Source organism: Shewanella gaetbuli (assembly GCF_023284065.1).
Taxonomy (GTDB): domain Bacteria; phylum Pseudomonadota; class Gammaproteobacteria; order Enterobacterales; family Shewanellaceae; genus Shewanella; species Shewanella gaetbuli.
Genome location: NZ_JAKIKP010000003.1, coordinates 82,978 through 104,433, shown reverse-complemented (window position 1 = coordinate 104,433; position 21,456 = coordinate 82,978). Strand labels below are relative to the sequence as shown.

18 protein-coding genes are annotated in these 21,456 nt (G+C 40.9%); 12 read left to right on the top strand and 6 right to left on the bottom strand.

Going from position 1 to position 21,456, the window contains the following annotated elements:
- Positions 1–4 precede the first annotated feature (4 nt).
- From L2672_RS05455 to hemB, 3 genes are read left to right on the top strand one after another with little or no spacing between them, the layout of a single operon-like run.
- Positions 5–805 (top strand): TatD family hydrolase, encoded by an 801-nt coding sequence (locus L2672_RS05455; protein ID WP_248994823.1) that lies wholly within the window; start codon positions 5–7, stop codon positions 803–805.
- A 10-nt stretch (positions 806–815) separates the two neighbouring features.
- Positions 816–2,750 (top strand): sensor domain-containing diguanylate cyclase, encoded by a 1,935-nt coding sequence (locus tag L2672_RS05450; protein ID WP_248994822.1) that lies wholly within the window; start codon positions 816–818, stop codon positions 2,748–2,750.
- Between the two features lie 3 nt (positions 2,751–2,753).
- Positions 2,754–3,764: a porphobilinogen synthase gene (hemB, locus tag L2672_RS05445; RefSeq protein ID WP_248994821.1), complete on the top strand. Its 1,011-nt coding sequence runs from the start codon at positions 2,754–2,756 to the stop codon at positions 3,762–3,764.
- 77 nt (positions 3,765–3,841) lie between these two features.
- On the opposite strand, the gene L2672_RS05440 is transcribed toward hemB, so the two are convergent.
- On the bottom strand, positions 3,842–4,249 hold the full coding sequence (locus L2672_RS05440; RefSeq protein ID WP_248994820.1) for a hypothetical protein: 408 nt from the start codon (positions 4,247–4,249) through the stop codon (positions 3,842–3,844).
- A gap of 272 nt (positions 4,250–4,521) precedes the next feature.
- Here L2672_RS05440 and L2672_RS05435 point away from each other — a divergent pair, with 272 nt between their 5' ends.
- The gene (locus tag L2672_RS05435) at positions 4,522–5,013 is read left to right on the top strand and encodes a TIGR00645 family protein (RefSeq protein WP_248994819.1); all 492 of its coding nucleotides are present in this window, start codon (positions 4,522–4,524) and stop codon (positions 5,011–5,013) included.
- A gap of 69 nt (positions 5,014–5,082) precedes the next feature.
- Here the strand turns inward: L2672_RS05435 and L2672_RS05430 are convergent, their stop codons facing one another.
- The 3 genes from L2672_RS05430 to L2672_RS05420 form a co-directional block, all read right to left on the bottom strand.
- The gene (locus tag L2672_RS05430) at positions 5,083–6,057 is read right to left on the bottom strand and encodes a coiled-coil domain-containing protein (protein WP_248994818.1); all 975 of its coding nucleotides are present in this window, start codon (positions 6,055–6,057) and stop codon (positions 5,083–5,085) included.
- A gap of 516 nt (positions 6,058–6,573) precedes the next feature.
- Positions 6,574–8,217 carry a chaperonin GroEL gene (gene groL / locus L2672_RS05425; RefSeq protein WP_248994817.1) on the bottom strand — a complete coding sequence of 548 codons (1,644 nt, stop codon included), beginning with the start codon at positions 8,215–8,217 and terminating at the stop codon, positions 6,574–6,576.
- A gap of 57 nt (positions 8,218–8,274) precedes the next feature.
- Entirely contained in the window at positions 8,275–8,565 is a 291-nt protein-coding gene (locus L2672_RS05420; protein ID WP_248994816.1) for a co-chaperone GroES, read from the bottom strand.
- A gap of 203 nt (positions 8,566–8,768) precedes the next feature.
- On the opposite strand from L2672_RS05420, the gene L2672_RS05415 reads away from it, so the two are divergent.
- The 3 genes from L2672_RS05415 (at position 8,769) to L2672_RS05405 (ending at position 12,485) form a co-directional block, all read left to right on the top strand.
- Complete coding sequence (locus tag L2672_RS05415; protein ID WP_248994815.1) at positions 8,769–10,136, top strand: MATE family efflux transporter; 1,368 nt, start codon at positions 8,769–8,771, stop codon at positions 10,134–10,136.
- Positions 10,137–10,190: 54 nt separating this feature from the next.
- Positions 10,191–10,559, top strand: coding sequence for a hypothetical protein (locus L2672_RS05410; protein WP_248994814.1), 369 nt, complete (start codon positions 10,191–10,193; stop codon positions 10,557–10,559).
- 114 nt (positions 10,560–10,673) lie between these two features.
- Positions 10,674–12,485 (top strand): methyl-accepting chemotaxis protein, encoded by a 1,812-nt coding sequence (locus L2672_RS05405; RefSeq protein WP_248994813.1) that lies wholly within the window; start codon positions 10,674–10,676, stop codon positions 12,483–12,485.
- Between the two features lie 108 nt (positions 12,486–12,593).
- Here the strand turns inward: L2672_RS05405 and L2672_RS05400 are convergent, their stop codons facing one another.
- A complete protein-coding gene (locus L2672_RS05400; RefSeq protein WP_248994812.1) occupies positions 12,594–13,169 on the bottom strand; it encodes an FxsA family protein in 576 nt (191 codons plus the stop codon).
- 283 nt (positions 13,170–13,452) lie between these two features.
- Between L2672_RS05400 and cutA the strand changes: the two genes are divergently transcribed.
- The 5 genes from cutA (at position 13,453) to L2672_RS05375 (ending at position 19,857) form a co-directional block, all read left to right on the top strand.
- Positions 13,453–13,776 (top strand): divalent-cation tolerance protein CutA, encoded by a 324-nt coding sequence (gene cutA, locus L2672_RS05395; protein ID WP_248994811.1) that lies wholly within the window; start codon positions 13,453–13,455, stop codon positions 13,774–13,776.
- Positions 13,773–15,647, top strand: a complete 1,875-nt coding sequence (locus L2672_RS05390) for a protein-disulfide reductase DsbD (protein ID WP_248994810.1) — start codon at positions 13,773–13,775, stop codon at positions 15,645–15,647. Before cutA ends, L2672_RS05390 begins: the two co-directional genes overlap by 4 nt.
- Positions 15,648–15,819: 172 nt before the next feature.
- Positions 15,820–17,454, top strand: coding sequence for a cation:proton antiporter family protein (locus tag L2672_RS05385; RefSeq protein ID WP_248994809.1), 1,635 nt, complete (start codon positions 15,820–15,822; stop codon positions 17,452–17,454).
- 195 nt (positions 17,455–17,649) lie between these two features.
- Positions 17,650–18,792, top strand: a complete 1,143-nt coding sequence (gene galK / locus L2672_RS05380; protein WP_248994808.1) for a galactokinase — start codon at positions 17,650–17,652, stop codon at positions 18,790–18,792.
- Between the two features lie 33 nt (positions 18,793–18,825).
- On the top strand, positions 18,826–19,857 hold the full coding sequence (locus tag L2672_RS05375; protein ID WP_248994807.1) for an aldose epimerase family protein: 1,032 nt from the start codon (positions 18,826–18,828) through the stop codon (positions 19,855–19,857).
- 109 nt (positions 19,858–19,966) lie between these two features.
- Here L2672_RS05375 and pmbA read toward each other — a convergent pair whose 3' ends face one another.
- Entirely contained in the window at positions 19,967–21,325 is a 1,359-nt protein-coding gene (gene pmbA, locus L2672_RS05370) for a metalloprotease PmbA (protein ID WP_248994806.1), read from the bottom strand.
- Between the last annotated feature and the right edge of the window lie 131 nt (positions 21,326–21,456).

The window sequence follows — 21,456 nt, the reverse complement described above, 5'->3', positions numbered from 1 at the left end:
CAACATGACTCGACACATCGACATTGCCGTTAACCTATTGAGTGCCAACTTAATAGATAATGCCAGTGAAATTATTTCTCAGGCGGCGGCAGAACAGGTTTCGCCATTAATTGTTATTGGTAGTGAATTAACTGAAAGCCGCCAAGCAGTCTCCTTGTGTCAGCAATATGCACAGCAATTGTATTGCACGGTAGGTGTTCATCCTCATTACGCGCGCCTATGGACAGACAGTAGCGCAGAGACAATCAGGCAATTGGTTAAAGACAACAGTGTGGTTGCAATTGGGGAATGTGGATTAGATTATAACCGTGACTTTTCACCAAGAGACCAACAACGGTTAGCATTTGAAGCCCAGTTACAACTCGCTTGCGAACTCAACCTGCCCATTTATATGCATTGTCGAGATGCTCACACTGACTTCATTCAATTAGTTAATCAATATAAAGATCAGCTACCTAAAGCGGTATTACATTGTTTTACTGGTGATAAACAAGCACTAGATGAGTGTTTAGCGGCTGGCTTATATATTGGCATAACGGGTTGGGTATGCGATGAAAGACGCGGCCAAGAATTAGCCGAGCTAGTGAAGTATATTCCTAATGACCGCATTATGGTTGAAACCGATGCCCCCTACTTGCTGCCAAGAAGTATGCGTCCCAAGCCTAAATCCAGTAAAAACTTACCACAATATTTGCCATATATTGTTCAATCCATTGCAACACTTCGCCAGCAAGATTATGCAGAATTAGCCCAACACTGCTATAACAATAGTTGTCGTTTTTTCAATATTGCCCATATTTTGTAAGCAAGGGATTATGCCGCTAAAAATATATTCAGTTAACTTAAGTCAACAGTTTTTCATTTTGATACTGCTTTCGTGTATCGCCATCCCGTTGACCTCAACAAGTATGGCGAACACTTATGGTCATCCGACACTAGAACTCTCAAAACAAACTTCATCAAGTATTGATTTGCACAATTGGCTACTGATTCAAACTCAACAAAATATTGATAATTTAACCGCGTTAGAACGCCTTCCAAGCAACTCTTGGCGTAACTTGACCAGTAAAGACACCCGCCTGCTGGGGGCAAGTAATATGTGGGTCACCTTTAATGTTACCGCTCCCGATGATTATCTTAGCCGTATCATCGCTTTAGATAATCCCTTATTAGACAGCATAACCTTGTACCATAAAATAGATGGAAAATTAGTGAATACTGTCAAAATGGGCGACAGTTATGAGTTTAATAAAAGGCCATTACAAAGTAATACGTTTTTATTTCCTTTTGAGTTAACACCAGGGGAAAACCATCAATTTTTATTCAATATCAATACCAACGGCAACCCTAACCTACCACTCGTGTTATGGTCGTCAAATGAGTTAACCCAAGTCATTGAAACCGAAAACCTACTTAATGGTTTACAAATAGGCACCCTAGTGGCGATTGGTATATTCAGCTTATTTATTGCCTTAGCGTCTAATTCATTTAGCTTCAGCTATTACACCGGTTATGTGTTATCGATGACCGTGCTAATGTCGACGGTTCACGGGGTTTCCTTTAGATACCTTTGGCCTGAATGGCCTCAAATGCAAAATGTTATTTTCCCTATCATTATCCCGATGATATTAGGGTTTAACCTCATGTTTTCCGAAAAAGTATTACAACTAAAATACTTTGACCTCACCATGTTAAAATATTGTCGCCTTATGGCGGCAACGTGCTTCATGTTAACCATCATTTTACCCTTTATTAGTTACGGTTTAGCAATATGGATTCTAATGCTAGCAGTGACGATTGTGTGCCTTGCTTTAACCATATTTGCAATTATTCAAGCAATAAAAGGTCATCAAAATGCACGTTTATATGCCATTGGGCGTATTTCTCTATTGTTCGGCAGCGTGATTTCAGGAGCTATCTATTTTGGCCTATTTGACATTGGTTTAGCCATGCAAACGCCCATCATGCTAGGGGTAACTATTGAAGTCATCACCATGGCTGCGGTATTAGCAATTCGTTACAACGATGAACGAAAAGCAAAACTGGCCATTCAACAACAAGCATTGGAACAAGCGGAACGTTTACGTGAAACCCGAGAAGAAGCACTAAAAGCAGAGGCTGAAGCGAACGAACGGCTAGAACAAATGGTACAAGAGCGCACGTTAGAACTTGAAATCACCTTACGAGAGCTCGGCGAAGTAAACCAAAAACTAACCCAGCAAAACACCGTTGATAGTCTAACAGGGGTTAAAAACCGTGGTGTATTTGATAAAAGGTTAATAGCAGAAGGCAGAATTAGTCGCCGCCAACAAACGCCAATGGCGATTCTTATGCTTGATATAGACAAGTTTAAAGAAATTAATGATCGCTACGGCCATCTAGCGGGCGATCATACTTTACAAATTATTGGCCGCACATTATCTGACAATTTAAAACGCCCAACCGATCTAGTGTCACGTTTTGGCGGCGAAGAGTTTGCTATTATCTTGCCAAATACTGATGAACATGGCGCTATTCAAGTAGCTGAAACCATTCGTCAAGCCATAGAAAACCTTGCCATAAAGTGGGATAGCTTAGATATTCCACTAACAATTAGCATTGGCGTATCTGTGGCAATAATAGACAGTGATCAACATCCAACAATGTTACTCGCTCAAGCTGATAAAGCCTTATATCAAGCTAAGCGAACAGGACGGAATAAAGTCTGTCCATACACGCTTGAATTAGAGAACAACAAACAATCGGAGTAAAAAGTGAACATTATTACCAGTGCTTTTCCTCAGCGTAGAATGCGCCGCATGCGTAAACATGAGTTTAGTCGTCGTTTAATGTCTGAAAATCAACTCACCGTGAATGATCTCATCTACCCAATGTTTATTCTTGAAGGTGAGCAAAGAGTTGAGAAAGTAGCTTCAATGCCTGGCGTTGAACGCTTATCGATTGATTTACTCCTAAAAGAAGCAGCAGAGCTTGTTGAGCTAGGTATTCCATTAATCGCCCTATTCCCAGTTACACCTGCCGACAAAAAGTCACTTATGGCAGAAGAAGCCTATAATCCAGACGGTTTAGTACAACGAGCTGTTCGTGAATTAAAAAAAGCGTTTCCTCAACTAGGTGTTATGACCGATGTAGCATTAGATCCATTCACTACCCATGGTCAAGACGGCATCATTGACGACACCGGTTATATTTTGAATGACATCACCACTGACATTCTAGTAAAGCAGGCACTTTCACATGCGGAAGCTGGGGCAGACATTGTTGCACCGTCAGACATGATGGACGGCAGAATTGGCGAGATCCGCAAAGCATTAGAAGCTGCAGGCCATGTAAACACCCAAATTATGGCTTACTCAGCCAAATACTCATCTAACTATTACGGCCCATTTAGAGATGCTGTCGGCTCGGCAGGTAACTTAAAAGGCGGTAACAAGCATAGCTACCAAATGGACCCAGCCAACAGCGATGAAGCATTACACGAAGTTGCTCTGGATATTCAAGAAGGGGCTGACATGGTCATGGTTAAACCTGGTATGCCATACCTAGACATCGTGCATCGCGTTAAAACCGAATTAGCCGTGCCAACATTTGCCTATCAAGTAAGTGGGGAATACGCCATGCACATGGCCGCGATTCAAAATGGTTGGTTAGCTGAAAAAGCCATTGTGATGGAATCACTCCTATGCTTTAAGCGCGCAGGCGCAGATGGCATTTTAACCTACTTTGCTAAAACAGCAGCCCAGTGGCTTAAAGAAGATAAATAAGCCTCTGTTGCGCATAAAAAAACCAGCAAATTTGCTGGTTTTTTTATGTCGAGTTAATGCTGGCCCATGTACTTGTTTTAGAGTGTTAACCATTGCACAAGTTGACCAGCATCAGTCACGGCATAGTGACGTTTAATCAATTCACCATTAGCATCAAACACTAAAATTTCAGCCGAACCTGCACGATACTGACTCATAAACTTCTGCCCGTCAGGTGAGCCAACTCTTGCGAGTAAAAACAATGCTTCATCACCCAGTTCAGCACGAGCAGCGTTCATCTGCTCAGTTTGAGAATTACTCACCGTAAGGTTGGGATCATACACAAACACCATCGCAGGTATTCCCTGGCCAATCTCTTCATGAGTTGTTTTAAATCCCTTTGGCATCACATTAATAAGCCCAACAAATAATAGAATAATGGCCACAATAACGATGATTGAAATCATAGGTTTGCGACTTTTTGTACGAGTATCAGGCGTGGCCATGATGCTAAATCCTTAAAAAGTTGACGAATAAACGGATGACTATTTCAGCTTATTGTAATAGGGCTATCTGAAGTAAAAATTAACTTGCAGAAAAATCGTTATTAGCTGGTTAAAATGAACCTAAAGCCGCTCTTTTGCCATTTAATATGCTGATAGCGCATCATCAAGCTTGCCTCTACTGAACGGTAAAGCTAAAGTTCAACCTCTTATTATTCACCCCCCTTATCGGTCGATTCGTTTCGAAAGTTTTTATTTAAAAGGTTTTAAGTCTCATGGAAAAAGTGTTTGAAAAGTTAATGTATGCATCACGCTGGATCATGGCGCCTATTTATTTAGGTTTAAGCTTAGTTTTATTGGCTTTAGGTATAAAGTTCTTTCAAGAGGTTTTTCACCTACTGCCTAATATTTTCCAAATGGCTGAAGTAGATTTAATACTGGTAACACTGTCACTTATTGATATTACATTAGTGGGTGGCTTGCTAGTGATGGTAATGTTTTCAGGCTACGAAAACTTCGTCTCCCAACTAGATGTTGGCGAAGATAATGAAAAACTAAGCTGGCTAGGAAAAATGGATTCAGGCTCATTGAAGAACAAAGTGGCCGCATCTATTGTTGCAATTTCGTCGATTCATTTACTGAAAGTATTCATGAATGCTGAGAATATCGAAAACGACAAAATCATGTGGTATTTGCTCATTCATATTACTTTCGTACTTTCAGCATTTGCTATGGGTTATTTGGATAAAATTAGCCGCACTAAATAGCACAACTCATTGTTTGAGTGGGGTCATAAGTCATCTTTGACCCCAGGTAATATTATTAAGTGAATGTGATTAAATAACCCTTAAACACACGGCATACGCATAGAGGTTTCTTGAGCTAAATGTTGAATCAGCTTGAGCCCAAATATACCAACTGTTTCCTCTAGGTCTGTTTTGTCGCACCATCCCTGCACCTAATCCACCATTTGCAACTGTATATCCTCCTCCGGATAATTGATACCCCGATGGGCAAGTCGCTGTTACACTTCGATTGGTAACAGTAAAAATAGATGAGGGCATGGATACACTTCTAACTTCCAATCTTGGTGAGAGCCTACCGACACCAGCGCTAACGGTATCGACTTCGCATAAAACACTGCCATTTGGGTAAATAACTCTAATAGACGACCCTACCCCGCAATAAGAAGATATTCTATTTTGCTTAGCCCTTAACTGTACGTATAACCTGCTAATTTGACTATTAAGATAACTAACACGAGATTGTAAAGAAGCTATATCGCTATCGTTGCTAGATATCCTACGATTAATAATGGAGATGTTTCTTTGAATTACTTGGATCATCTGCTGCATGGTTTGATCTGATAAAATTATCGCAGCAATGTCGTCTTCATTGTCGCTAATTCGTTCTTCAAGTCCATCAATACGAGCCGACATATTATCGATTAGCTGGTCTTGCATATTGTTCCATAGGGTTAGAGCTTCAATATCACTCTCATTTGTCTCAACTCTCGCCTCTAATGCGCCAAGCGCAGTTTGAAGCGCCAAAATTAATGTATCTTGGTCAGCTTGTGAACTGACAAGTTCATCAATTTGACCTTGTAAAAATGCTACTGCTGTTGCTAAATCGGCACTTAATATATCAATTTGATTTTGTAGAGCTTGAAAAGGCTGACCATTAGCACCGGGAAAGGGTTGTTCGCTATTTCCGTTACCATTACCGTTACCTGCAATAGAAGAAAATGATGCTGTCCCTAAAAGCAAGCTGCTTGCTAACACTACAGCGAGAGAGCTAGGTTTAGTTTTCATAATAAAATCCTTTTAATTTTCAGTAGAACGTTTGTACATTACGCTAAGGTATAAAGTGTAATTGCCGAATAACTATAGGTTAGCAATACTAATGTGGCGAATTTTTGTTCAATAATTTGAAAGGGGAGTTTTATATACTCATTAAACAAGCTCGAAAACTCATTGAAAAGTATCAGCTATATTTACATTCCCCAGCAATAATAAAAATGGGGTCAGTGTTAATTAATGCTAATCCCTAAAGCAAAGCGACAATTTGTACTGCTAAATTCAACTTTGACAAACGACCCGCTTAGTTTTGATAATACTTTCAATAGATTAATTGATAAAAAATTAACTCTGACCCCATAATTTTAGGTAAAAAAAAAGCCCCGATACCATTAGGTATCGGGGCTTTATCTTTTCTTCTACAAGAAGTTTGGCTTTAAGCTTTTAGGCTAAGACCAGCATCAATGCATAGCGCAGGAAAAATGCCTTTATAACAGCAACACCGCTATAAAGAATTTTAACCAGCTAAGACTACATCATGCCGCCCATTCCGCCCATTCCACCCATGCCGCCCATATCTGGAGCCGCTGGCGCTTCTTGTGGGATTTCACCAACCATAGCTTCGGTGGTGATCATTAAGCCTGCAATTGATGAAGCAAACTGTAATGCACTACGGGTTACTTTAGTTGGGTCTAGGATACCCATTTCTAACATGTCACCATAAGTGTCGTTACCTGCGTTGTAACCAAAGTTGCCTTCGCCGTTTTTAACGGTGTTTGCTACAACTGATGCTTCTTCACCTGCGTTAGTCGCAATTTGACGAAGTGGCGCTTCCATTGCACGTAGCGCAATAGTTACACCGTGCTTTTGGTCTTCGTTAATCACTTCAACATCTTTAATTTTGCTTGCTACACGAACTAGAGCAACACCACCACCTGCAACAACGCCTTCTTCTACTGCAGCACGGGTTGCGTGTAGTGCATCTTCTACGCGAGCTTTTTTCTCTTTCATTTCAACTTCAGTGGCTGCGCCCACTTTAATGACTGCAACACCGCCAGCTAACTTAGCCATACGCTCTTGTAGCTTTTCTTTGTCGTAGTCAGAAGTTGACTCTTCAACTTGTTGCTTGATTTGAGCAACACGTGCAGAAATTTGAGTTTGTTCACCAGTACCATCAATGATTGTGGTGTTATCTTTAGTGATAACAACGCGTTTTGCTGTACCTAAATCTTCTAGGGTGGCTTTTTCAAGCTCTAGGCCAATTTCTTCAGCAATAACAGTACCGCCAGTTAAGATTGCGATGTCTTGTAGCATCGCTTTACGACGGTCACCAAAACCTGGGGCTTTAACCGCTGCTACTTTAACAATACCGCGCATGTTGTTTACAACAAGCGTTGCTAAGGCTTCGCCTTCAACATCTTCAGCGATGATCATTAATGGCTTGCCTGTTTTCGCTAACGCTTCAAGCAATGGTAATAATTCACGGATGTTAGAGATTTTTTTGTCTACTAACAGAATGAATGGGCTGTCTAGCTCAACGCTGCCAGTTTCTGGCTTGTTGATGAAGTATGGTGATAAGTAACCACGGTCAAACTGCATACCTTCAACAACGTCTAATTCGTTTTCTAGCGCTTGGCCTTCTTCAACAGTGATAACACCTTCTTTGCCCACTTTTTCCATTGCAGTTGCAATGATTTCACCGATTGATTCATCAGAGTTAGCAGAGATAGTACCTACCTGAGCAATCGCTTTAGTGTCGCTACATTCTTGTGATAATGTTTTTAACTCAGCAACAGCAGCAATAACGGCTTTGTCGATACCGCGCTTCAGATCCATTGGGTTCATACCAGCGGCAACAGCTTTTAAGCCTTCAGTTACAATGGCTTGTGCAAGTACTGTTGCAGTTGTTGTACCGTCACCGGCTGCATCATTGGCTTTAGAAGCAACTTCTTTGACCATTTGTGCGCCCATGTTTTCAAACTTATCTTCTAGTTCGATTTCTTTTGCTACTGATACGCCGTCTTTAGTGATTAGCGGTGCGCCAAAGCTTTTGTCTAAAACAACGTTACGACCTTTAGGGCCTAATGTTACTTTTACTGCGTTTGCTAGAACGTTAACGCCCGCTAGCATTTTTACGCGTGCGTCATTACCAAATTTAACTTCTTTTGCTGCCATTGTTGATGTTCCTTTAAAATAAATTGTTTAAGTGGAAAGTCTAATGATTCTGGAGGCTTAGCCTACAACAGCCATCAGGTCAGCTTCTGATAGGATTAATACTTCTTCCCCATCAATTTTTTCTTTTTTCACGCCGTAGCCTTCGTTAAAAATAACAACGTCGCCCACTTTTACGTCAAGAGGCTTAACAGTGCCATTTTCTAAAAGACGACCGTTACCTACAGCAAGAATTTCGCCACGAGTTGATTTTTCTGCCGCGCTGCCAGTCAGTACGATGCCACCAGCTGAAGTTGTTTCAACTTCTAAACGCTTAACAATTACTCGGTCATGTAATGGACGAATATTCATCTATGAACTCTCCTAATGATTTGATGCCCAAATATCGAGGCTGTTTATGAATAAAGGCTTTTGCCTTTGATGGAAGTTATATGGGGGTAATAGATCACAGTTCCAAGGGCTCAGATAAAAAAAATCTAGAATTTTTATGTCGGTTTTATAAATCCTCATAATATCTGGTAGAATTCGCGTCCTCTGAATCGAACGACGTGTACATGAAAGATAAACATGGGTTGCTAAGTGAACCAATTGGTCGTGTTTTATTTAATATGACCCTTCCAAACCTGATTGGTATTTTAACCATTCTGGGTGGCAGCTTAGTGGATATCTATTTCATTGGCCAGCTTGGCACTGAACCTTTAGCTGCGGTGAGTTTTACTTTTCCAGTTACCTTAATTATTGCCAGTTTTGCTATTGGTATTGGTGCTGGAGTATCAACCAATTTAGGCAGATTAATTGGCTCAGGCAACGCCGACAAAGCCAAGGTGTTTTTATTCGATACCTTCATACTGACCAGCGGCATCATTTTGTCGTTATGTGTTCTCGGTTTAGCCGTTATTGACCCTTTATTTACCCTGCTTGGCGCTAATCATACTAGCTTACCTTTTATTCATGACTATATGTTGTGGTGGTATTTAGGCGCGCCTTGCTTAGTCCTTTTGATGGTGGGCAATCAAGCATTAAGAGCAACAGGCGATGCTCGGTCTCCCGCGAAAATTATGATGTTGGCCGCCATAGTTAACTTGATATTAGATCCATTGCTTATTTTTGGTATTGGCCCTTTTCCTCGTCTTGAAGTTCAAGGGGCGGCTATTGCCACCACAATATCGTGGTTTATTGCTTTAGGACTTTCTGGGCGATTACTGATATTCAAACGTAAGTTGTTACATCGCGCTGAGTTTGTTACTAGCAGAATGGTAGAAAATTGGCGTTCATTAGCGCATATTGCTCGTCCTGCGGCTTTGATGAATGTCATAAACCCCATCGCCAATGGCATTTTAATGGCCATGTTAGCCAGAATTGATCACGCTGGAGTGGCAGCATTTGGGGCGGGGATGCGAATAGAGTCGGTACTGCTTTTAGTGGTTATGGCGCTGTCTTCAAGTTTAATCCCGTTTATTGCACAAAACCTTGGCGCAGGGCAAACTCAACGGGCAAAAACGGCTTTGTTATCATCATTATGGTTTATATTGGCGTTTCAAACCCTGTTGTATATTCCGATGTACTTTTTTGCACCGACTATTGCCAGCCAATTTTCCAACGACCCTGTGGTGGTAGAATGGCTGTGTTTTTATATTATTGCGTTGCCTGCGGCTTATGGGCCATTAGGAATAGTGATTATTGTTGCCAATAGCCTAAATGCTTACCATAGGCCACTTAGCTCGCTAGTCATCAACTTATGTCGTTTGGTGTTATTAATGCTGCCGTTAGCGGCGTTAGGTTCATATCTAGGTGGGGTTAAAGGGCTGATGCTCGCTTTACCCATCACTAATACCATAATGGGTATTGCCTGTTATGTTTTGGCGACAAAAATTTCAGAGCCAAAGATGAAACCTTATTCACCCCCTATTGTGGTTGACTAGAAAGTTATCCTAAACTGATTGAGTGCGCTTCACTAACTCATGGTTTGACATTATATGACTGAACATCACGCCTCTTCTCAAACACCTAGCATTACTCGTTCATTAAAAGCTGCAATGATGTCGGCATTAATTTGTCCGGGCAGCGGCCAAATGTGGTTAGGAAAAAAGTGGCCTGGTATCGGGTTTATTATCGTGTCGCTGGTGAGTTTAATTGCCATATTCAAATACACCATTGACCAAGCTCAGGTTGTAGCAGATAAAATTGTTGCGGGTGAAATTCCGCTGGAGTATTACGCTATTTATCAGCAAGTCACCCAAATCACCCAAAACGGTGATACTTGGGTGATTTGGGTAACATGGTTATTTGCCGGTAACTGGCTGTTCAGCATCATTCACGCTTATTGGCTTGGACGTAAACCATAACCCTTAACATTGCACTTTCATTCCACCTTACTACCACTGCTACTAAATTGATTTTAAGCCATTTCCTACTATGCTGAATTAACTTAAGGAAAAATTATATTGTAGGGGGCAAGGATGTTCGACTCAAACATCACCTTGCGTAAAAAGCTCATTATTCTTATTACTGCTGTGACTACTGGCTTGTTGTTTCTGCTTGTTTTCTCATTTTATTTTTCAGTCAAACATGAATCATTAAACGGTCTAAAAAGTAACATTCTTGATATCAACATTTTGGCGTTGCAATTACGTCGAAATGAAAAAGATTATTTGCTCAGAAAAGACCAAAAGTATTTAGATAAATTTCATCAAAACTATCAGCTGATGTCATCAAAAATTGAGCAACTAGATGTTGAAAGTAAAATTTTGGACAAACAGTCTTTAATTAAAAACTTTGCCACTTATCAGCGCTTTTTCGAACAATTAGTTGATACCGTACAACGGCAAGGCGTTGACGAGAAAAGCGGAGTTTATGGCCAACTTAGAGCAGCGACTCATCAACTAGAAGCCATATTGGATGAACATAATAATAGTGCCGAGCTTATTTCTAAATTAATGATTCGACGTCATGAAAAAGACTATATGCTGCGTCAAAATGACAAATATATTCAAAGACTGCATGCTGAAGCAGATAAATTAACCCAATTGTTATCCTATTCACCAGACTCCGTAGCCTTGTTATCAAATTATCTATCAGCGATGGATGCTTACGTTGATTTGAATACTCAAATAGGCTTAACCCCTAAAACGGGTATAAAAGGCAACATGCGTGCCGCGACTCATGAAGCTGAAGCGCAATTAAAACAAGCCACTGAACATGTTAACCAATACATTGAGCAACAACACTTAATTTCATTTGGCATTTCATTGCTATTGTTTTTGGTTATCTCAGCAGTACTCATTATAGCTATTGCTAAGCTCAGCCAAAATATCAGAAAACCGATTACCGAGGCGGTTGAACAACTCAATAATATTATCAACCAAAAAGCCTTTTCACAGCGGTTATCTAAACATGCCGATGATGAGTTTGGCACTATTGTTGATGCAATTAATAAGTTCATCATGTTTGCTGAACAAATTAACCAATCAATGACCGAATTACGTCAAGTCACCAAAGAGGTTGAGCAAAAAGCCATACTCAGTGAAGAACAATTACAATTACAGGCTCAAAAGTGTGATGCTGTCGCCACCGCCTCCACAGAGCTTGAATATTCAGTAGACGAAATTGTTCAAAGCTCTCACAGTACCGCCGAAACCACAAAGCAAATCTCTGGCTTTGTTGATGATGGCAAAGAGCAACTTGAAAAAATGCAAACCAAGTTTAGTGAGAATGCTGATAGCTTAGTGAAGTCAGCAAAAGACATTGAAGTATTAAAAATTAAAGCGCAAAGCATTAATAACTTTATTGGGGAAATTCAAGGAATCGCCGAGCAAACAAATTTACTGGCGTTAAACGCCGCCATTGAGGCTGCTCGGGCTGGAGAGTCTGGGAGAGGCTTTTCGGTTGTGGCTGATGAGGTTCGCTCTTTAGCGGCACGCACACAAGAGTCCACAGTTCAAATCACTCAAATTATTGGTGAATTGCAAAACCTCACAGAACAAGCTTTTACAGATGTTAGCGTTTGTAAAGATGTCAGTTTAACTAATTTGGATGAGGTTAGCCGTTCAAGTAAAGTGTTAACCGATGTGATAAATGAAGCCGAGTCAATTCACCGCATGGCAACCGCTATTTCTACCGCGATTGAACAACAAAGTTGCATGATAAAAAACATTAATGAAAATATTATTGAGATCAAAGACAGTTGTGATGTGTTAACCGATCACGCAAGTAACAACCGCCAAACCTGTTCGTTGGCCAATGAAAAAACCTTATTAATCGGCAACTTTTAGGCAAGAAACACCATAGTTAATTCGCCGATTTAGCGGCCTTAAATAAACAAAAATGCGCTTACCTGTTTAACAGACTAAGCGCATTTTTATATCGATAAGATTAACCAATTAACGTTTGTCATCTTCTGGCTTGTTGGTGGGGCGTTCAACATCCCCTTCAATAATATCTTTGTCTGCTTCAATATGATGCGAGCGAGGCTGTGGATCTTGCTTGCGCTCAAAGTCACCGTCAAAAGTATTACCTTGATTATCAAACGGGTTACCACTGCCAAATGGATTTTGTCCTGGTTGACCAAAACCACCGTTAAAGCGCCCATTCGCCACTACTTGTAACTGCATACGTTTATACATATAAGCCGCAATAGGGCTACGGGTGATAGGAGTTAACAACAATAAGCCAATAAAGTCAGTGACAAACCCAGGAATAAGCAATAACACCCCAGCAGCGGCGAGCATCATACCTTCAACAATTTCTTGGCCAGGTGCTTCACCTCTTGCCAGCTTTTTCTGCACGGTCATTAATGTGTGCAGCCCTTGGCTTCTCACTAATGACACTCCAACAATTGCGGTAAAAAACACTAAGCCAATAGTGGGCCACACACCCAGTGCATCGCCTACTTGAATTAATACCGACAGTTCCATGGCGGGTACAATAATAAACACTAACAATAAGATTAAAAACATGTGAACCTCGGTGGTTAAAAGACTATTTGAAACATATTTTGTTACACAGCAACAAAGCATAAATGACAAATAATCCTTAATAGATGAAAACTATATGGGGTTTATCCGGTCTATTTTCAAGAGACGTCACGAATATCAAACATAACCGTGAAATCTACTGCTAAAAATCGTACAGTAAGCCGATTGACGGTTTACATTCCAACTTTGGCATAAATGAAATACACCAAAATGATTTTTAACCAAAGGTTGCAACTTAAGCCAACGCTAAGTTAAAAGAGATACAATGACGCCAGATTTTTTATTGATACTATCCAGCTGCCCTGATGCAGCATCTGCTAACATTATTGCCAAACAATTAGTTGAGCACAAGTTAGCAGCATGTGTGCAAGTTAGCGCTGAAATCACTTCAACTTACATATGGGAAGATGAGGTTTGCCAGTCAACGGAAGTGCAGTTACAGATAAAATGTTTAGCTTGTCAGTATCACGCCATCGAGCAATTACTGATCCAACTACACCCATATGAAGTACCAGAGTTAATCGCCACACCTATCACCCATGGGTTAGCGCCTTATTTAACATGGATAAAAGAAACCACTCAATCATGAAAAAAATATTCGCCTTTATTTTAACGTCTTTACTGTTGGCGTCGACAATTGCTGTTGCACCAATAGCACATAGCAACGGCTTATTCAGTAAAAGTAATTTTGATTTTTTAAGTAACGAGCCAGAATTATTGCCGGTCAATGAGGCATTCTCATTTGATTTTGAACAACAAGGCAATCAATTAAAAATCAGCTGGGTTATTGCTGACGGTTACTATATGTACCGCGACAAATTAACCTTTAAAGCCGATGGGGCGGAGATTGGCGATATTCAATTGCCTCGCGGTAAAAGTCATCATGACGAATATTTTGGTGAGCAAGAAGTTTACTATTCATTTATTGAAATCCCTGTGGGCATAAAAGAAGCTGGTAAAGAAGCTACTTTTAAAGTCACCTTTATGGGCTGTGCGGAAGGCACATTATGTTATCCACCCACTACCCGTGACGTCATTTTAACTGAAGTGGCGGCCAATGATGGCAAAGTGGCTAGCCCTAAAAAGGTGATTGGTGCGCCTGCAACCTCTGAAACAGCAAACGCTACAGCATCTGAGCAACCCAATGCTGCACCCATTACGCAGCAAGATACATTAAGCCAAATGCTGGCCAACGATAGCCTATTTTGGACACTGTTGATTTTCTTTGGTTTAGGCATTGGCTTAGCACTGACCCCTTGTGTATTCCCAATGTATCCCATCTTGTCGGGCATTATTGTCGGCCAAGGCCAAAAGTTGTCTACCGCGAAGGCATTCACCTTATCAATGGCTTATGTACAAGGTATGGCGATCACCTACTCTTTATTAGGTTTAGTCGTTGCCAGCGCAGGAATGAAATTTCAAGCTGCGCTGCAACACCCGGCCATTTTAATCTTTTTAGCCATTATGTTTGTGCTATTAAGTTTGTCGATGTTCGGCCTGTATGATCTTAAGCTGCCTTCTAAGTGGCAAGAGAAAATGAATACCCTGTCTAATAACCAAAAAGGTGGCAACTTAGTTGGCGTATTCTTAATGGGGGTAATTTCAGGCTTAGTTGCCTCACCTTGCACCACAGCGCCGTTATCAGGAGCGCTTATTTATGTTGCTCAAAGTGGTGACTTACTACAAGGCTTTTTAGCCTTGTATGTATTAAGTATGGGCATGGGTGTACCACTATTAGTGCTTGGCACATCAGGCGGTAAAATATTACCTCGTGCGGGTGCATGGATGGATATTATCAAAACCATCTTCGGCTTCTTGCTAATTTCAGTGTCAATTATGATGATTGGCCGAATTTGGGTTGGCTTAGTCTCTGATTTATTATGGGCAGCTTGGGGTATTGGTTTAATTGGTTACCTAATGCACCAAAATAAATTAACTCAGTTTAACTGGAAGCAAACAGTACGTAGCGTTTTATTGTTGCTGGGCTTATTAGCCAGTTTCTCATACGGTTTACAAGCACTTATGGGCGCAATGGGCCATCAAGCACCTAGCTTAACTTCGGCGTCTGGGCAAAACGTTAGCCCAAAAGCGCACCCAGAGTTCATTCGCATTAAGTCTCTTGCCGATTTAGAGCTTGAGCTAGATAAAGCCAGTGTAAACGGTAAAACCGTGATGGTTGATTTATACGCTGACTGGTGTGTGGCGTGTAAAGAATTTGAAGCGATTACCTTCACTGACCCTGCTGTGATGGAACGTATGGATCAAATGGTGCTGTTACAAGCTGACGTCACTAAAAGTGATGCCATTGATATTGAGTTACTTGAGCATTATGGGGTTTTAGGTTTACCCACTTTATTAATGTTTGATAAAAATGCTGATATTCGTGACGATTTACGTGTAACCGGCTTTATGGGGCCAAAAGATTTTGCAAATCACTTAGATTTACTGATTAAAGAATAATTTATTGTAAAATAAACTAATTAAATCAAGCGGCTTTTTATAAAAAGTCGCTTTTTTTATACCTAATAGATTTTTTGTTAGAAACCCCCTATATTTATATCTTTACCCAAAGGTAAAAAATTCTTATACAATACCCCTTAAGTGTTAACTTTTCTCGAACTTATGGAGCACTATGGAACCGGCCATTTTAATAATTACCTTGCTGTGTGGACTGCTTGTGAGCAAAGTGGGCTTGCCTCCTCTGATTGGTTATCTTGCGGCTGGATTTGTCCTGTTTACATTAGGTATCGAAGACGCCAGTTTGCCATTGCTAGAACAACTGGCCACCTTAGGGGTGACACTACTACTATTCTCTATCGGCTTAAAACTTGATATTAAGAGCTTGTTTAAAGCCGAGGTTTGGGCAACTTCTAGCATTCATTTAATTGGTTCTATTGTCTTTTTTATCCCTATTTTAAAACTGTTAGGCTTTATCGGCTTAGAGCAACTTGAAGGTTACAGCCTTAATCAACTGTTGCTGATTTCTTTTGCCTTAAGTTTCTCCAGTACTGTTTTTGCCGTCAAAGTGATTGAAGATAAAGGCGATATGAAGTCGTTATATGGTCGGGTCGCCATTGGTATTTTGATTATGCAAGATATCTTTGCCGTGCTGTTTTTAACCATATCAAAAGGTGATATTCCGTCTGTTTGGGCGTTAGGTTTATTATTATTACCCTTAGCCAAACCCATTATTTACAAAGTTTTTGATAAAGTCGGTCACAGTGAAATGCTGGTGCTTTTTGGCTTGGTAATGGCATTAGTTGTCGGTGCATGGTTGTTCGAAGCCGTTGGCCTAAAACCCGATTTAGGGGCATTGATTATTGGTATTTTGTTAGCCAGCCATCCAAAGTCATCAGAACTTGCCAAATCAATGTACTACTTTAAAGAACTGTTTTTAGTGGCGTTCTTTTTAACCATTGGCTTAAACGGATTACCATCTTGGTCAGATATTGGTTTAGCGGTATTTTTAGTCTTGCTAGTTCCAGTAAAAATTGGACTATTCCTGTACCTACTAACGCGTTTCAAGTTACGTTCTCGTACTGCTTTATTGGCGTCATTTAACCTAGGTAACTACAGTGAATTTGGTTTGATTGTCGCATCTGTTGCTGCCTATAAAGGTTGGTTACCAGCGTCCTGGCTAATTATTATTGCAGTGGCGTTAAGCATCAGCTTTTTATTTGCCGCCCCCTTAAACACTAGTGTGGGGAAAATTTACCAGCGTTTCCAAGCTCGGTTAACTAAGTTAGAGAAACACCCGCTTCACCCAGAAGACAGGCAAATAAAAATTGGTAATCCTAGATTCCTTATTTTTGGTATGGGACGCATTGGTAGTGGAGCATATGATGAATTACGGTTACGTTTTGACGGTGAAATTTTAGGTATTGAACATAAAAAAGAAGTGGTCGATTTTCACCTAACTGAAGGCCGTAACGTGGTACAAGGTGATGCAGGCGATACTGATTTTTGGGAGAAACTTGAGCGCGCTCCAAACTTAGAATTAGTACTACTGGCGATTCCTAACCATGTAGGTAATTTGTTTGCGATAGAACAACTTAAAAAACTTAATTATGAAGGAAAAATAAGTGCCATCGTTCAGTATCCTGAAGATGCAGAGGCGTTAAAGGCTGCAGGAGTGAACACCGCGTACAACCTTTATGAAGCAGCGGGTGCAGGTTTTGTTGACCATGTAATTACTGAACTCCTTGATGAACCTCAAGAAAAAGCCAATAGAGCTGAAAAACAATCTCAGCAAACAGTCGCGCCATAAATACTTGAGCCATCCTTGTTCATTTGAGGGTTTAACGGGTTAATCAAACGCCTCGTATCTTTACGAGGCGTTTTTGTTTATATATGTGTAAATTTAATTTGCACTTTGCTTGTAAATTCACAGTTACAGCAAGTGTAAAGTCGTGTTATAAATCAAAGTAATAACTTAATCACTTTTTCTGGAAACAATTGCAGCATGTCTAACCCAGCTCAACGGGCAACGAAGTTGTTTGTGCAAACTTTTGGCACTCAAGCGGATGATTTATACCAAGCACCAGGGCGGGTGAATATTATTGGTGAACACACAGACTATAACGAAGGTTTAGCACTGCCTGTGGCCATTAACTTTAATACGGTCATTGCGGTTAAACATCGTGAAGATAATTTATTCAGAGCCGTAACGGATGCGTTTCCTGGACAAATAAAACAGTGGAAGTTTGGCGAAGAAGCCGACGTTTCTTGTGACAATGATTGGGTTAACTATTTAAAAAGTGTCACCGCGGCGATGTACCAGTCAGGACTTCAAGCGAAAGGTCTTGATTTGGCGATTGTAGGTAACGTGCCACTAGGCGCGGGCTTGTCATCTTCAGCCGCATTAGAAGTCGCCTTTGGCACCGCCATTAGTTACGCCAGTCAACTGCATTTATCGCCATTAGCGATTGCGCTACTAGCCCATAGAGGCGAAAGCCAGCACATGCGTTTAGATTGCGGCATGATGGATCAAATGATCAGTGCGTTGGCCATTGAAGACCACGCATTGTTAATTGACTGTCTTGAACTTGAAAGCGAAGAGGTACTGATACCTGAAAACCTCAGCCTGATAGTTATTGCGCCCAACATGAACCGTAAAGAATTCACGATGGTATATGAGATGCGCAAAAACCAGTGCGCGCTTATCACTCATCTTTTAGGCCTAGATTCATTACGTGATTTATCATTGCATCAATTAAACCAGCAGCAAGCTAGCCTGACTGAAGAGCAATTTAGACGAGCTCGACATGTGATTACTGAAAATGAACGCACCAGCAAAGCCGCCCGTGCTATCCAGCAAGGTGACATTGCCCGTTTTAGTGAATTAATGGCGCAATCACACCAGTCTTTGAAAGACGATTTTGAAGTGGTATTTACTGAAGTCGACTTATTAGTGTCGATGCTTTCAAAAAAAGTGGGGGCCCGTGGTGGAATTCGCATGAGTGACGGTTGTGTTATTGCATTGATTGAACATGAGTTAACCGATGATGTTATTAACTTAGTTGAACAAGAATATCTCAGCCAGTCAGGCTTAGAAGCAAAAGTGTACTTATGCTCTGCGAGCTCTGGCGCCAGTAGAATTTCCTGATAATTAACCCATAAATGAACATGTGAGGCCCTAATGGTAAGATTTAGTGTGCTTGAATCTTGGCAAGATCCCCGAGGCGGTGAAGTTGAACGTATTCGTTTAGACAACGGTACTATCGCTGTAGAAGTATTAAGCCTAGGCGGCATTATTCGGTCATTATGGGTGCCCAATAACAAAGGTGAACGCCAGAATGTTGTGCTCGGATGTGACAATATTGAAGACTACCTTGCTCAGTCGGCTCACTTAGGCGCGATAGCGGGTCGATTCGCTAACCGTATCGCCAACGGTAAAATGCAATTTGCAGGTCAAGAATACCAACTGAGTGTCAATCAGGCGACAAATTGCTTACATGGCGGTGAACAAGGCTTTAACCGCAAACAATGGCAGCTGGGCACCACAAATGACGGGGTTAGACTAACTTTAATGAGCCCTGAGGGTGATATGGGATTTCCAGGTAATTGTCATGTACAACTTGATTACCGGTTAGTGGGCAACAATTTATACGTTGAAATATTAGCCACCACCGACAAAGCCTGCCCTGTTAATTTAACCCAACATAGCTACTTTAACCTAGACGGCAGCCAAACCAATCAACACCATATAATTCAAGTCGATGCTACACAGTACTTAACTATGAATGATGTGGGTATACCTAAAAGCATTGCAGCAACGGCAGGGTCAGATTTAGATTTATCATCCCCTACACCAATGGCGGTGCAAACTGAGCGCGCAGCACTGGCGGCAACCAATGGATTTGATCACTGTTATGTGATGGATAACCCTAATAATGATTTACAACGTTTTGGCCAGCTTTCAAGCCCACACAGCGGTATTAGTATGACGGTTTACACTAATCAACCTGGCGTTCAGTTATATGGCGCTAACTTTTTACAAGGTGTAGTGGGTAAAAAACAACAGGCATTGAACGATCATCAAGCGGTGTGCATTGAACCACAGTTGCTGCCAGATTCACCCAATCAGCCACATCTGCCAGGTAAAGCATGGTTATTACCCGGTGAAATTTACCATCATATCAGTCGTTATGAGTTTGCTACTCAGGGGTAAATGTGAATCCCCTTGGTTAAAGCTTAAAGGTTAAAGACATTAAAAAGCCCGCTGTAATGACTTGCAGCGGGCTTTTTTTTAATTAGTTAAGCAGCTTTAAAACCAAGAGTTAATTACCTGCTATCTTCATTTCGCTGAGTAAAATACCCCCAGTGCGAATAGAAGAGCGTAAGTCGCGATCTTTTGCTACCCCTTGAATGCCCATAAACATGTCTTTTAAATTACCGGCTATGGTAATTTCTTCAACAGGGTAAAGCACTTGGCCATTCTCAACATAAAAACCAGCTGCGCCACGAGAATAATCTCCGGTCACCGGATTAACCCCTTGTCCCATAACTTCAGTGACAATTAATCCTGTTCCCATAGCTTTAATTAACTCAGCAAAGGTTTGGTTAGTATGGCTTAACGTCCAGTTATAAATTCCACCGGCATGGCCGGTATTGTTAAGGCCTAATTTACGGGCTGAATAACTGGTTAATAGATAAGTCGCTAAGTGGCCATTTTCAATGATTTTTCTGTCTTGAGTCGCGACACCTTCACTGTCGTAGTTAGCAGATGCTAGCGCACCCAATAAATGAGGTTGCTCTTCAATATTGAACCATTCAGGGAATATTTGCGTGTCGATAGCATCTAATAAAAAGCTCGATTTACGGTATAAACTACTGCCACTAATTGCCCCAATTAAGTGACCCATTAACCCTGTGGCAATTTCTGGAGCAAATAATACCGGTAATTTTGCGGTAGCAATTTTGCGTGCATCTAAACGGTCAACCGTTTTATGAGCGGCTTTAATTCCCACTTCTTGAGCACTTAATAAATCTGCAAATTTACGCGCCACGGTATAGTCATAATCTCGCTGCATATTTCCGTCAGACTCTTCACCAATGGCTACGCAGCTTAAACTATAACGGGTACTCGAATAACCATTTAAAAAACCATGACTATTGCCATACACTTTCGCGGTTGAGTGGGCATTAGCGGTGGCACCATCAGAACTTTTAATCCGCTTGTCAGTGGATAAACAAGCTTCTTCCGCAGAAATTGCTAATGTTGCAAGATCTTCAGCGGTTAAGTTCTCAGGGTGAAATAACTGCAAGTCCTGAATATGTTGCGCCATTAATGCAGCATCAGCTAAGCCACTAAAAGGATCTTGAGAGGTATACTTAGCAATATCATCAGCGGCTTTAACAGCTTGGCGAATCGCTTCAGCAGATAAGTCTGACGTAGATGAATTACCCTTGCGGCCATCACGATATACCGTAATACCTAATGCACCATCTTTATTAAACTCAACGGTTTCAACTTCTTTATTGCGTGTTGATACCGATAATCCTTGTTGCTTACTAATCGCCACTTCTGCAGATGACGAGCCCAATTCTTTAGCGTACTCTAATGCCGTACTCACGGCGTTTTTTAGTGTCGGTAACTCACTATCTATAGTGGCTGTAGGTGCTTTTTCAGAAGTCACAAATAATCTCTTAAATGGCTTAAATTAGCGCTAGCATAGCAAATTCACATAATGATTGATAACCACTGCCTGATAACTTTTTTTACACGCTACAATAGTCAAAAAAATGCTATCATTAGCAGATATTTATT

Bases quoted from the DNA above. Each gene is read 5' to 3' on its own strand.
- L2672_RS05455 (WP_248994823.1), top strand. From the start codon at position 5: ATGACTCGACACATCGACATTGCCGTTAACCTATTGAGTGCCAACTTA.
- L2672_RS05450 (WP_248994822.1), top strand. From the start codon at position 816: ATGCCGCTAAAAATATATTCAGTTAACTTAAGTCAACAGTTTTTCATT.
- L2672_RS05440 (WP_248994820.1), bottom strand. From the start codon at position 4,249: ATGGCCACGCCTGATACTCGTACAAAAAGTCGCAAACCTATGATTTCA.
- L2672_RS05435 (WP_248994819.1), top strand. From the start codon at position 4,522: ATGGAAAAAGTGTTTGAAAAGTTAATGTATGCATCACGCTGGATCATG.
- L2672_RS05430 (WP_248994818.1), bottom strand. From the start codon at position 6,057: ATGAAAACTAAACCTAGCTCTCTCGCTGTAGTGTTAGCAAGCAGCTTG.
- groL (WP_248994817.1), bottom strand. From the start codon at position 8,217: ATGGCAGCAAAAGAAGTTAAATTTGGTAATGACGCACGCGTAAAAATG.
- L2672_RS05420 (WP_248994816.1), bottom strand. From the start codon at position 8,565: ATGAATATTCGTCCATTACATGACCGAGTAATTGTTAAGCGTTTAGAA.
- L2672_RS05415 (WP_248994815.1), top strand. From the start codon at position 8,769: ATGAAAGATAAACATGGGTTGCTAAGTGAACCAATTGGTCGTGTTTTA.
- L2672_RS05410 (WP_248994814.1), top strand. From the start codon at position 10,191: ATGACTGAACATCACGCCTCTTCTCAAACACCTAGCATTACTCGTTCA.
- L2672_RS05405 (WP_248994813.1), top strand. From the start codon at position 10,674: ATGTTCGACTCAAACATCACCTTGCGTAAAAAGCTCATTATTCTTATT.
- L2672_RS05400 (WP_248994812.1), bottom strand. From the start codon at position 13,169: ATGTTTTTAATCTTATTGTTAGTGTTTATTATTGTACCCGCCATGGAA.
- cutA (WP_248994811.1), top strand. From the start codon at position 13,453: ATGACGCCAGATTTTTTATTGATACTATCCAGCTGCCCTGATGCAGCA.
- L2672_RS05390 (WP_248994810.1), top strand. From the start codon at position 13,773: ATGAAAAAAATATTCGCCTTTATTTTAACGTCTTTACTGTTGGCGTCG.
- L2672_RS05385 (WP_248994809.1), top strand. From the start codon at position 15,820: ATGGAACCGGCCATTTTAATAATTACCTTGCTGTGTGGACTGCTTGTG.
- galK (WP_248994808.1), top strand. From the start codon at position 17,650: ATGTCTAACCCAGCTCAACGGGCAACGAAGTTGTTTGTGCAAACTTTT.
- L2672_RS05375 (WP_248994807.1), top strand. From the start codon at position 18,826: ATGGTAAGATTTAGTGTGCTTGAATCTTGGCAAGATCCCCGAGGCGGT.